12 protein-coding genes are annotated in these 11,945 nt (G+C 36.3%); 6 read left to right on the top strand and 6 right to left on the bottom strand.

The features are described 5' to 3' along the window. Positions 1 to 29: 29 nt before the first annotated feature. From QPL79_RS07190 to lysW/argW, 4 genes are read right to left on the bottom strand one after another with little or no spacing between them, the layout of a single operon-like run. A complete protein-coding gene (locus QPL79_RS07190; RefSeq protein ID WP_285274129.1) occupies positions 30 to 1,115 on the bottom strand; it encodes an N-acetyl-lysine deacetylase in 1,086 nt (361 codons plus the stop codon). After that, positions 1,084 to 2,238 carry an aspartate aminotransferase family protein gene (locus QPL79_RS07185; RefSeq protein ID WP_285274128.1) on the bottom strand — a complete coding sequence of 385 codons (1,155 nt, stop codon included), beginning with the start codon at positions 2,236 to 2,238 and terminating at the stop codon, positions 1,084 to 1,086. The genes QPL79_RS07190 and QPL79_RS07185 overlap by 32 nt, the downstream gene beginning before the upstream one ends. A 44-nt stretch (positions 2,239 to 2,282) precedes the next feature. Next, positions 2,283 to 3,152, bottom strand: a complete 870-nt coding sequence (gene lysX / locus QPL79_RS07180; protein WP_285274127.1) for a lysine biosynthesis protein LysX — start codon at positions 3,150 to 3,152, stop codon at positions 2,283 to 2,285. An 8-nt stretch (positions 3,153 to 3,160) separates the two neighbouring features. Next, complete coding sequence (gene lysW/argW, locus QPL79_RS07175; protein WP_285274126.1) at positions 3,161 to 3,331, bottom strand: alpha-aminoadipate/glutamate carrier protein LysW; 171 nt, start codon at positions 3,329 to 3,331, stop codon at positions 3,161 to 3,163. 220 nt (positions 3,332 to 3,551) lie between these two features. Here lysW/argW and argC point away from each other — a divergent pair, with 220 nt between their 5' ends. From argC to asd, 6 genes are all read left to right on the top strand, one after another. Then, complete coding sequence (argC, locus tag QPL79_RS07170; RefSeq protein WP_285274125.1) at positions 3,552 to 4,616, top strand: N-acetyl-gamma-glutamyl-phosphate reductase; 1,065 nt, start codon at positions 3,552 to 3,554, stop codon at positions 4,614 to 4,616. Positions 4,617 to 4,628: 12 nt separating this feature from the next. Next, positions 4,629 to 5,432, top strand: a complete 804-nt coding sequence (locus QPL79_RS07165; RefSeq protein ID WP_285274124.1) for a [LysW]-aminoadipate/[LysW]-glutamate kinase — start codon at positions 4,629 to 4,631, stop codon at positions 5,430 to 5,432. Positions 5,433 to 5,437: 5 nt separating this feature from the next. After that, entirely contained in the window at positions 5,438 to 5,857 is a 420-nt protein-coding gene (gene lysM / locus QPL79_RS07160; RefSeq protein ID WP_285274123.1) for an HTH-type transcriptional regulator LysM, read from the top strand. Positions 5,858 to 6,376: 519 nt separating this feature from the next. Continuing rightward, positions 6,377 to 7,411 carry a homoserine dehydrogenase gene (locus tag QPL79_RS07155; RefSeq protein WP_285274122.1) on the top strand — a complete coding sequence of 345 codons (1,035 nt, stop codon included), beginning with the start codon at positions 6,377 to 6,379 and terminating at the stop codon, positions 7,409 to 7,411. After that, positions 7,408 to 8,541, top strand: coding sequence for an amino acid kinase family protein (locus QPL79_RS07150; protein ID WP_285274121.1), 1,134 nt, complete (start codon positions 7,408 to 7,410; stop codon positions 8,539 to 8,541). Before QPL79_RS07155 ends, QPL79_RS07150 begins: the two co-directional genes overlap by 4 nt. Positions 8,542 to 8,546: 5 nt before the next feature. Further along, complete coding sequence (gene asd / locus QPL79_RS07145) at positions 8,547 to 9,611, top strand: aspartate-semialdehyde dehydrogenase (RefSeq protein WP_285274120.1); 1,065 nt, start codon at positions 8,547 to 8,549, stop codon at positions 9,609 to 9,611. Positions 9,612 to 9,614: 3 nt separating this feature from the next. Here the strand turns inward: asd and QPL79_RS07140 are convergent, their stop codons facing one another. Continuing rightward, positions 9,615 to 10,397 carry a recombinase RecB gene (locus QPL79_RS07140; RefSeq protein ID WP_285274119.1) on the bottom strand — a complete coding sequence of 261 codons (783 nt, stop codon included), beginning with the start codon at positions 10,395 to 10,397 and terminating at the stop codon, positions 9,615 to 9,617. A 149-nt stretch (positions 10,398 to 10,546) separates the two neighbouring features. After that, entirely contained in the window at positions 10,547 to 11,944 is a 1,398-nt protein-coding gene (gene ppcA, locus QPL79_RS07135; RefSeq protein ID WP_285274118.1) for a phosphoenolpyruvate carboxylase, read from the bottom strand. Between the last annotated feature and the right edge of the window lies 1 nt (position 11,945).

Genomic DNA, 11,945 nt, shown 5'->3' with positions numbered 1-11,945 from the left:
GTTAATAGATTCCATTTTTTAATGCAAATTCAATCAAGTATATTGAAAAACTCTAAAATTGTTTTTGTGTAAATGTCTATGCCTTGTAGCAGCTCATCAACAGCTATTTCCTCCTCATCTGTATGAGATAACTGTGATTTGCCAGGACCATAAGCAACAATATTATTGTTTGCACATGCTGCAAGAATGTTCATATCGCTTGTCCCAAGTTTATAAACAAACCTTGGCTTAGTGTTTGTCTTCAACAATGCTCTTGTTAATGCCCTTACAACTGTGTTATTCACTGAGACTTTGATTGGTGGTGTAAAATCGACAACTCTCTGAAAACATTCATTGTATTGTTTAACTATGTTCAGAACATCTTTTTCAATTGCCTCCACACTACCACTTACTGATATTCTTACATCTACTATGAGAATTGCATGTGTTGGATACACATTAAATCTACTGTTTTCACCACAACTAATATGAATTGCTGTTGCAGAATTTGACTGTGGGGTATATGTGTTGTACATTTCTCTAATTTTTGACCATATACCAATGATTTTATCGCATGCTGAAGGCTCTATTGGAGGAGATGAAGTGTGTGAAGGTCTGGATTTACATGTGATCTCTAGTCGCATACCACCTCTGTATCCTATTACAATAGAGTTGTTGCTAGGTTCTCCAATTACTATTCCATTTGCTTTAAAACCTTTTTTCAAAAGTTCTTTAGCACCTATACTATCACCCTCCTCACCTACGGCAGCAACTACAACAATTCTATGCTTATTCAAATCTATACCTCTCTTAGCAAGAGATGCTGCTATGAACATTGCTGTTAAAGGGCCTTTAGCATCAACTGCACCCCTACCTTTAATGCTATAACCATTGTACTCAACTGGTATTTCACCTGGAACAGTATCTATGTGTCCTATTAAAGCAAGACTCTTTTCTCCATATCCAATTTCAGCTATAAGGTTTCCAACATTATCTATAGTAATTTTGTCAAATCCAAGGGTTTTAGCATATTCATATAAAATCTTTACAGCTTTTTCCTCAGCACCTGTAGGGCTATAGGCTTTGACAATATCTAGCAACATGTCAACTGCTAGATTCCTCAATGCATTTACCAATAACATTCACCGCATATGCAATATCATCACGGTTTATTACATATGGTGGTAAAAGCCTTAGAACTGTTACCCCTGCTTTTAAAGCCAATAGTCCATTGTTTTGCAAACACTTTATAGTTTTTGTTGGCTCAATTCTGAGATCAATACCTATCATAAGCCCAGCACCTCTAATTTCTCTAACAATTCTATGTCCACTCAATTCCTTTTTAAGCAAATCTATTAACTCCCTTCCCTTATCATATGCCTTCAACGGAACAGAATCTTGAATAAGCACCTCTGTTGCAGCTTTCACAGCTGCACAAGCAAGGGGGTTTCCACCATATGTAGATCCATGAGTTCCTGGCTCAAGCTTAGATGCTATTTCATGTGGTAGAAACGCTACACTTACAGGAAATCCACCACCAATTGCCTTACCAGCTAACAAAATATCTGGTACTATATTGTATTGCTCAAATAGCCATGTAGTACCCGTTCTGCCAAAACCTGTTTGAATTTCATCAATTATGAGAATAGAGCCTGTTTCAAGTGTTCTAGCTCTCACTGCTTTAGCAAACTCTTTTGATGCAACATTCACACCACCTTCTCCTTGTATCAACTCAACAATTACTGCAGCTGTTTCATTATCCACTACCTTATCTAATTCATCAACATTATTAAATTTTGCTTGGTAAGTATCTTGAAGTAATGGCTCCACACCTCTTCTATATCTAATATTTGATGTGACAGATAAAGCTCCAAAGGTTCTGCCATGAAATGAGTTAGTGAAGTAAACAATCTTTTTTCTGCCCGTAGCCTTTCTAGCAACTTTTAAAGCAAAATCAACTATTTCGCTACCACTATTCAACAGATATACATACTCAAAACTGTTTGGCACTATCTTTGATAGAATATTTAACATCTCCTCCCTTACTCTGACTCTAAAAGATGTTGATGCTATTGAGACTTTATTCAGCTGCTCTGTTAGAGCTTTTACAACATGTGGATTTCTATGGCCAAGAAACGCCACTCCATGCCCTGTGTGCATATCTATGTATTTTAAGCCATTAGAATCCCATACATATTGCCCCTCAGCATATGAAATTTCTAAACCTCTATCCTCGTAAAACATTAGATACTTTAGCATGTAGACACCACCATGAGAATAGCAATGATTTGTTATTTTATGCTTTATCTCTTTATTTGATTTTTAACATATTTCATGATATCTAGCTGAAGCTTATAACCAGTTGCCGCAACAGTATTCTTAAACTCAGGAACTGCATTAATCTCATTAACAATGTATCCCCTGTCTCTATCCTCAAAGACATCGACACCAGCAATCTCTATCCCTAGAAGTTTAGCTGATTTTAAAACAAGCTCCCTTAACTCATCATCTATTTTAGCAGGCTCCGCCTTCCCCCCTCTAGCGGTATTCGTTATCCAGTGATTACTTACTCTATATATACCCACTGGAACCTCATCACCAACAACAAAAACTCTTATATCTCTATTTGGCTTGTTAACAAGTTCTTGAATCATGTGAACTTTCATTGTTGGATTTGGTATATAGCTTCTATGCTCTAGTATTGCTCTAAGCTCTTCCTCATCTCGAGCCATTGCTATTAATCTTCCCCAGCTACCATCAATAGGCTTTAAAACAATTGGATAACCAATTGCTTGTGCAAATTTGAAGCATGCCTCATCACTAAACGCAACTAATGTTCTTGGTGTTTTTATACCATTTCTAGAAAGAATTGATAATGTCCAGAGCTTGTTCATTGCAAGAGCTGTCGACATTGAATTATTTATTACTCTAATGCCAAGAGACTCTAAAGCAATGGTAGCATTCAATGCTATAGAATGGCTCACTGCTCTTTGTAAAGCTATTTCAGCATTAGCTTTGAAAACATCTTTTACTCCGTTATATCCGATTTGGATAACAGAACTATAGAGGTGTATGGGCTCAACATCTAAATCTATTTCCTTAGCTGCATCTAGAAGAGCTTTTTCCTCCCATCTCATAACTTCATAAACTAGTAAGGCTTTGGCAATAGACATCACCTTTGTTACTCTCCCCAGTCTTCGTCAACACCTTCTAAAGGCTTCACCTTTATGTTGTTTCCATCTATAACAACTTCCAGCGTTACTCCACAGTCATGTTCTATAACCTCTCCTGACATGACATCGTCAGGTAGTGTTACTTCACCTCCACATATGGGACATTTTGTTTTTACCATTTCCATGAACCTCATAATACATGGTTTTTGTTAACAAATCCTATATGAATTGCAGGGAATATATACAATATGCTAGTATTCATGTGCGGATTCATGTATGTAGCTTTACTAGAATCTGCACCAATATCATATCTTTATAGTATAAAAACCGCTATACAAAAATAAAGTTGAACTAGTAAAGCTTGTACCTAAATAAAGTTTGCAGCAGGTTGATAACAAAATGAGTTCCAATAGCAAGAAAGTATGCATATTAGGAGCATCTGGCTATACAGGAGGTGAGCTACTTAGACTGCTAGCAAATCATCCAGGTGTAGAGGTTGTTATGGCAACATCGAGAGAGTATGTGGGCAAGCCTGTACACTATGTTCATTTTAATTTGCGTGGTATTTATAGAAATCTAAAGTTTACAGATATTAATTTAGATGCTGTTTCAAAGAATTGTGACGCTGTTTTTCTTTCTCTACCACATGGTGTTTCATTAAATTATGTACCAAAAATTTTAGAAATGGGCATATTAACTATCGACTTAAGTGCTGACTTTAGATTGAAGAATCCTGAGCTTTACAAGATGTGGTATGGTTTTGAACATCCCTATCCAGATTTACTTAACAAAGCTGTTTATGGATTACCAGAGATTCATCGTGATGAACTTAAAAATGCAAAGCTGATTGCATCTCCCGGTTGCAACGCCACAGCTGGAATACTATCGCTTCTACCTTTAGTTAAAAACAACTTGATTTTTCTAGATAAAATAGTTGTTGATGTAAAGGTTGGGAGTAGCGAGGCTGGTTCAAAACCAAGTATAGCTGATCACCATCCAGAAAGAGAAGGCTGTATAAGACCATATGATGCTGATGGACATAGACATGCTGCGGAAGTTGAGCAGGAACTTTCATTAGTTGTTGGTAAATCCGTATCGATTTCCATGGTTCCTCACGCAGTTGGTAGTGTGCGAGGAGCACTAGCATCATCACATGCTTGGCTTACTCAAAATATAGACGATGTTGAGATGCTGAAATACTATGTGGCAACATATAAAAATGAGCCATTCATTAGAATAGTATATAAGGTTCCCCCGGGTTATCCAGATCCCAAATATGTTGTTGGTAGCAATTATGCAGATATTGGTTTTGCAATTGAGAAAAGAATTGGTAGAGTAACATCATTTGCAGCTATAGACAATCTTGTTAAGGGTGCTGCAGGACAGGCTATACAAGCATTCAATATTGCAATGGGTTTTGAAGAAACTGCTGGACTACTTATAGTGCCTCCAAAACCTGTGTAGGTGTTGAAAACAATGGTAATTGTTGTTAAAGCTGGTGGAAGAGCTCTAAATAAGAATATGGATGGCATTGTCAAAAACTTAGCAGAGGTAAGTAGAAGAGAGAAAGTGGTTTTTGTTCATGGTGGAGGTGATATTGTTACAGAAATTAGTAAAAAACTTGGAATAGAACCAAAGTTTGTGATGTCCCCAGAAGGAATAAGGAGTAGATATACTGATGAAAAGGAACTTGAAGTTTATGTAATGGTTATGGCAGGTAAGATAAATAAGACTATAGTTTCAAAGTTACTGGCATTAAATGTGCCTGCTGTAGGTATTACTGGTGCTGATGGCCAAACGTTATTGGCTGAAAGAAAGAAGAGAATTGTTATAGTTGATGAAAGAGGGAGAAAAAGGGTTATAGATGGTGGGTACACAGGTAAAGTAATTAAAGCTGAGACAGGGCTTATTCAGCTTCTTTTAGATAAGGGCTTTACGATAGTTGTGGCACCAATAGCTGTTGATAGTGAGGGCACTCTCCTAAATGTTGATGGAGATCAGGCAGCATATGCTATTGCTACTGCATTAAAAGCTTCTAACTTAATAATACTAACTGATGTAGAGGGTGTGATAATAGACAATGTAGTGGTGCCTGAAATAAAGTCATCATCTATAGAGAGAATTATTGAGAAAATAGGGCCTGGCATGAATAGAAAGGTTATGTTGGCTGGGAAAGCTGTTGAAGAAGGTGTTGACAGAGTTGTGATAGCTTCTGGTGTAATAGATAATCCTGTAACCAATGCGTTAAATGGGAAGGGAACTGTTGTTGTTAAGGGCTAGGAATAATGCCTTTAGATGATCTAGATTTAAAGCTTTTAAAATTGCTTAAAGAAAATGCGCGAACACCTTACTCAAAGCTTGCTAAAGAACTTGGCATAAGTGAATCTGCTGTTAGAAAAAGAATTTCAAGACTCATAAAAAGTGGGATTATAAAAAAGATAACAATAGAGTATGAGCTCATAAACGAGATAAAAGCTATCATCTTAGTAAAAACACAGCCCCCAGTTCCAGTACCAGAGGTATCCAAAAATATTTTGAAGATACCAGGAGTTGAGATAGTATATGAATTAACTGGAGAATACGACATACTCGTCATTGTAAGAGCATCTGGTATAGAAATGATAAATAAGTTCATAGACGAAATTCGCTCTATACCAGGGGTAACAAGTACCTACACAATGGTAGTACTGCGTACATGGATCTAATTGCTGAAGCTTCTATAAAGTTTTTAAACTTGTACAAAAAATTTTAAATCGCTATTTTAACAACAGCAAAAAGAGGTGTAATGATGCGCCAAACAGAATAGTTATGAAGAAGTATATAGAGATAAAGATAATTACACTATTGCTTAGTAGAAAATTGGGAAATGATATCATCACAAAACAGATATCTTCAGTGAATGTAATTAAAACATTTGTTGAAATCTGCTTACATTCCTTCTCGTCTAAATCCATAATCAAATTACTAAAAATCCCATTCTCAAATATGCTTAAAGAGTCTCTAGCAATACTTCACACTATTAAATCCAGTAAGCCATGGATGATGAAAATGCGTTGCAGTAATACAAAGAGTTTTTCGATATTTAAAGAAAAGATGTTGGTATTGAGTCTTGTTTCTAGGTTATTTTCTTACTTTGAAACTATTTTAAGAAAATGGGGGAAGTTGGTTGAGAATTCTGTTTATTTATCCATGGATTTTAGCCTTGGGATGCTGAGGGTGAGATTATGAAAAATGTGAATGTTGTTGTTATAGGTTTTGGAAATGTTGGTAGAGCATTTGTAAAGTTGGTTTCATTGAAGAGAAAAACGATTTCGGAGAAATATGGAGTTAATATAAGTATTGTGGCAGTAGCAGATTCAAGAGGTGTTGCTATAAAGAAAGAGGGTTTTGATGAGTATGAGATGTTGAAAATGAGTGAATTGCCAAGATCTGGTATTTATATGTTTTCACCTTATGCTAGACAGGGGGCAAGTATTAAAGAGATTTATGAGGAGGTTGAGCCAGATATACATATTGAGTTAACTCCTGCAAATTATGTTAGTGGAGAGCCTGGCTATACAAATATTCTATTTGCATTAAGAAAAGGTGTGCATGTTGTAACAGCAAATAAAGCTCCCTTGGTTCTTCACTATAATGAGATTATGAATGAGGCTAGGGCAAGAGGTTTAGTTGTGAAGTTTAGAGCTACTGTTATGGGTGGAACGCCATTTCTAGAAATGCTTGGTAGCATGAAAAGTCATGAAGTAGAGAAGGTTGAGGGAATATTGAATGCTACCACAAACTATATACTGTCGGAAATGCATGAGAATTTGATAGACTTTGACCAAGCACTTAAAAAAGCTCAAGCAATAGGTGTAGCCGAGGCTGATCCTTCACTAGATATTGAGGGATTTGATGCAGCAGCTAAGTTGTGTATAGTTTCTAATGTTGTTGGCAAGCCAATTGATCTAAAGTCAGTATATAGAGAGAGCCTTTCAAAAATTACATTGAAAGATGTTTTAGATGCTATTAGACAGGGTCAGGTATTGAAGTATGTTGCGACACTGGATCTTCAAAATAAGTCGGCATTTGTGAAAATTGTGAGAATTCCAAAAGAGAATATCTTAGCTCAAGTCAATGGCACTTTAAATGCTGTTAGAGTTAAGACTGAGGCTACTGAGCTTTTCTTTGTTGGTAAGGGTGGAGGAAGAATTGAAACTGCTCATTCAGTACTTGATGATGTTTTATTCATATCACTGGAAAAGGTGGTTAAAAAATGATGGAGAGAAAAAATCTTTGTGTTGTTAAAATTGGTGGCTCTCTATTAAGAGATGGAAAATCCTATATAGAAGCTGCTGAAAATATTAAGAAAATGTTTATAGACAATGGAAAACTGCCTATAGTTGTTGTAAGTGCTGCAAAAGGCGTTACAGATTCGTTGATTGAAGTTGCGAAAGGCTCTACTAAACACTTGGATTATGTTGTGGAAAAGTATTTAGCAATTGCAAAGGAGTTATCATCATCGAAAATAGTTAAAAGAGTTTTGGAGGAACTTGAACAACTAAAAAGAATAGTGGGTACAGCAGCAAATAGTTTTGATCCAGCATTTCAAGATCTTATTGTGTCATTTGGGGAGAAGCTAAGCAAGATACTAATGGTTGGATCTTTAGAGATCGTCAATGTCAAATCTGTAGAGCTTAGTGCTAGAGAACTTATAATAACTAATAATATTCATGGGGATGCATCTATAGACTATGTTTCAACTGCGAACAACCTGGAAAAAATAGTAAACTCTATTTTAGGAGCCTCAGTTACACCTGTTATAGAGGGCTTTGTAGGAGCCACTGAGGATGGTGTAGTGACTACTCTTGGAAGAGGAGGCTCGGATTATACAGCAACATCTATAGCATCTCTTCTTGGAATAGATGATGTTTATTTGGTTACTGAAGTTGATGGAATTATGACAACAGATCCCTTAGTTGTTCCATCAGCTAAAATAGTTAATGTAATGAGCTATGTAGAGGCTATGGAAGCTGCTTTACATGGCGCTAAAAGAATAAATCCAAAAGCTTTTGAACCTTTGGAAAAGTTTTATGGCTCAACTGTTTTTATAGGTTCCTGGAAATTGTTTGGAACAAGAATTCAGCGAAAAATACCAGATAACATGATTGGGCCAAAGGTTATTATGTATAAATCATCAAGTGACATGCCTTATATAGCAATAGTTGGTGAAGGCGTTGGAAACATAAGATTCATTAAAATGATTATTGATATATTCTATGAGAAAGGCTTTGAAGTGCTTGGACTACAAACTTATTACTATAGACCATCGATGTTGGTTCACGTGAAGAAGGGAGAAGAAGTAAAAATTTTAAGGGAATTACATAGGAAAATATTTGAAGAGGTGTAATTGGTATGAAGAGAAGAGTTGCTGTTTTAGGAGCTACAGGTATTGTTGGACAAAGATTTGTACAGCTACTAGCTGATCATCCATGGTTTGAACTAGAACTTTTAATGGCATCAGAAAGAAGTGCTGGCCGAAAATATGTAGAAGCTGTTCACTGGGTTTTGGAAAAGCCCATGCCTAAGAAAGTCTATGACATGCAGCTATATCCCATAGACTTGAATATGCTAGGCAAGGAAAGGATAGATATTGTTTTCACTGCTCTGCCATCAGATGCAGCAAAAGAGTTGGAACCACAAATTGCTAAGAAGGGAATTGTTGTAGTATCAAATGCAAGTTCGATGAGACTTGAGCCAGATATTCCACTTTTAAATCCTGAGGTTAATGCTGATCATGTAGAAATTATAGAGGTTCAGAGAAGAGTTAGAGGATGGAGTGGAGCTATAGCTAAGGTGCCAAACTGTACAACAGCCATTGTTTCATTAACTCTTAAGCCACTACTAGACGAGTTTGGAATTGGAAAAGTTGTTGTATCAACAATGCAGGCCCTTTCTGGTGCAGGTTTGACTGGTGTGCCATCAATGTTTATACTAGATAACTTGATTCCTTACATAGAAGGTGAGGAGGATAAGGTTGAAACTGAATCTAGAAAGATCCTAGGCTTTGTAAAAGGCAATGCGATAGAATTTAACAACAGTGTTGATGTTACAGCAAGTTGCCATAGGGTAATGGTTTTAGAGGGTCATACAGCAGCTGTTTTTGTTGAGCTCAAGAAAAAAGTGTCTATAGATGAAGTTGCAAAGGCTATGGAGGAATTTAGAGGAAACAAAATAAGGGGTTTGGATCTACCCACAGCACCTCCAAAGCCTATTGTAGTGAGAAAAGAAGTTGATAGGCCGCAGCCAAGATTGGATAGAATGGAGGGTAATGGTATGAGTGTTGTTGTTGGTAGAATCAGAGAGGATAGGGTATTGAATGGAGTAAAATATGTTGTTCTTGGTCACAACACAATTAGGGGAGCAGCTGGCAATGGAGTTTTAATAGCAGAGCTTTTGGTTAAAAAAGGTTATGCATAAGCTTTACTGATTCTTTTCAAAACTCTTCAAGTTTTTCTCAAGAGATGACAACATTTGAATTAATTGTGAAAACTGTGTGTTTAGTGTTTTTATCATTTCTAAAATCTTGTGGCTTTCCTCCATGGCATGGCTCATTGCTTGTCTTTGAACAATTATTTGAGCAACACGCTTAATAGAAGAGAATTTTCTAGCCCATTTTGGTATTAATCCTCTTTCCCTCATTTCATTTAGGCGCTTAGCAAGTGTATTGATATCAACTCCAAGTTTTTCACAAGCTTCATCAATAGTTAATGAATTTGCTAAAACCTTTAAAGTTTCATACCACTCTTGCTTAATGTTTGATGGCATTGTGAAGAAAAGTTCAAAATAATCAGCAATAGCGTTTTCAACAACTTCTCTAACAATAATCTCTAGCTCTTCACTATCAACCAAAAATACATCAGATAATTCAATTACCTTTACACCAAGCTTTTCAGCAAGCTCCTTTGCAGCATCATCAGCAAAACCTTTGCATATAACCATTGGCTTAACATTTTCAATAATTGAATTCACATATATTTGCCTAATTCCAGTAACATCAATTCTACCAGCCTTTATCTCAACCCCCCATTTGTTACCACTAGAATCTTCTACCACAGCATCGATTTCCCCCACCTCAATGCCATTAACCAAAACCTTTTTCCTTGTTTCCAAAATCTTAAATCCAAGTTCCTCTAAAACCCTTAACGCTATCCTCTCACTACTTAGCCACCTTCTTGATGCTGAAAATGAGCTTCTATTACTCATTTTAAACACCTTAGACTATATTCTATTGCTAACTAATAAATAAATGTATATGACTAAAGACTTTTCGCATTAGGCAATCAATCATTTTCCTATAGCAATAGTCAGATTATTGGAGGTCATCATCTTGTCAGTAACCGGATTACACATCATTATCCTAGGAATCCTCTTATTTTAGCTAAAGCCACCACCTGTGGCTCTATGGGGTTAAACTCTAAAATGCTTTTATATGTTTCATTAGGCTCTGGCTTTATCCCCATATAGTCAAGAACTTCATTTACTTTTTTGACAATTGCTTCATCAAGTCTTTGACGTGCTATAGTCGGTATGTAGAATTGTGATTCATATTCCCATTCATCTATTAAATAGGGCATGTAATTCAGTATTTCATCAATTTCGTTGGATCTATATGCATTTGCAATAAATTCTGCATCTAGATATATTGGTGGAAGACCCAAAATATACCAGGTAGCTGTATAAACAATTGCACGAGGAACATTAAGAGTTTTGTCTTCTGCTGGAAAAATCCTTCCATACTCTTTCCATGTAACTCTATCTCTTGTTGATGGTATGTACGAGGCATATTTCACCAAAACTTCGAGATACCTAGCAACAGTTTTTCTATAGCTTTCAGAAGCACTTCTTATGATTCTAAGTACTGAAGCTGATACCTCATGAGGCTTTTTTCCAAGCCATTGCATAATTGATGAAAAAACCTTTCGATACTCGGCAAAAGGTACATCATATCTTATAGCTGATTGTATTGTAACAGTGCTATATCCTTGATAATGCTTAACCTCATACTCAACAAGATTAGGATTGTTTATACCACCTCTAAATGATGGAGAGCCCATGCCAATTATAGGTTGAATATCTAAATCAAGTTCCTCATCTATTTTGCGCAACTCGTTCAATGCATACATCAAACCCAGTGCCGATGCTACATGACCTGTTTTAACAGCTGCATCACTTTTTCCCAAGAAAACTCTTAAATGATTTATATCAACACCAAATTCCTTTACAGTATTGTAAAGTATTGTAACATATCTATGTATCTCCAAGAACCTTTGAGTATCTTCAACTAGCGGAATTAACTGAATATCGTTTTTGGGAAGACCCAGCTCTTCTTGCAGTATCCTAGCCTTTTTTATTATAAGCTTCTGAATAAGTCTTACATTATTTGGATCTTCGACCATAGGCATTATTATCCATTTAACGGCTTGTGTATTTAGATGTTGATGAGAGTAATAGTTTGCTATGAGTGATGCTTCAATTGATAAAGCAACTCTGTCAATATCTTCAAGTTTTGGATTGGGTATTCTAGGGGTTATAAAGTACTTGTCTCCAATTGGAATACCAAGCTTAGCAGCCTTAACAACAATATCCTTTGGCTGTGCATATGGTGTTAGCTTACCTTCATAATCGCTCATAACCTCGTCACATCCATACATGGTATAGCCTTGTATAGCCTCATCAACTTCCTCTTGAGCTGTAATCTTCACAGAGGCATCAGGGTGTTGTGTACACATAAACCTTGGTATAAACTCCATC

The organism is Ignisphaera cupida (assembly GCF_030186535.1).
GTDB lineage: Archaea > Thermoproteota > Thermoprotei_A > Sulfolobales > Ignisphaeraceae > Ignisphaera > Ignisphaera cupida.
The sequence above is the reverse complement of the archived record's forward strand: the minus strand, read 5'-3'. Positions and strand labels throughout refer to the sequence as shown.

Excerpts from the sequence above, each read along its gene's own strand:
- asd (WP_285274120.1), top strand. The coding sequence starts at position 8,547 with ATGAAGAGAAGAGTTGCTGTTTTAGGAGCTACAGGTATTGTTGGACAA.
- lysW/argW (WP_285274126.1), bottom strand. The coding sequence starts at position 3,331 with ATGGTAAAAACAAAATGTCCCATATGTGGAGGTGAAGTAACACTACCT.
- argC (WP_285274125.1), top strand. The coding sequence starts at position 3,552 with ATGAGTTCCAATAGCAAGAAAGTATGCATATTAGGAGCATCTGGCTAT.
- lysM (WP_285274123.1), top strand. The coding sequence starts at position 5,438 with ATGCCTTTAGATGATCTAGATTTAAAGCTTTTAAAATTGCTTAAAGAA.
- QPL79_RS07165 (WP_285274124.1), top strand. The coding sequence starts at position 4,629 with ATGGTAATTGTTGTTAAAGCTGGTGGAAGAGCTCTAAATAAGAATATG.
- QPL79_RS07140 (WP_285274119.1), bottom strand. The coding sequence starts at position 10,397 with ATGAGTAATAGAAGCTCATTTTCAGCATCAAGAAGGTGGCTAAGTAGT.
- QPL79_RS07150 (WP_285274121.1), top strand. The coding sequence starts at position 7,408 with ATGATGGAGAGAAAAAATCTTTGTGTTGTTAAAATTGGTGGCTCTCTA.
- QPL79_RS07185 (WP_285274128.1), bottom strand. The coding sequence starts at position 2,238 with ATGCTAAAGTATCTAATGTTTTACGAGGATAGAGGTTTAGAAATTTCA.
- ppcA (WP_285274118.1), bottom strand. The coding sequence starts at position 11,944 with ATGGAGTTTATACCAAGGTTTATGTGTACACAACACCCTGATGCCTCT.
- QPL79_RS07155 (WP_285274122.1), top strand. The coding sequence starts at position 6,377 with ATGAAAAATGTGAATGTTGTTGTTATAGGTTTTGGAAATGTTGGTAGA.
- lysX (WP_285274127.1), bottom strand. The coding sequence starts at position 3,152 with ATGTCTATTGCCAAAGCCTTACTAGTTTATGAAGTTATGAGATGGGAG.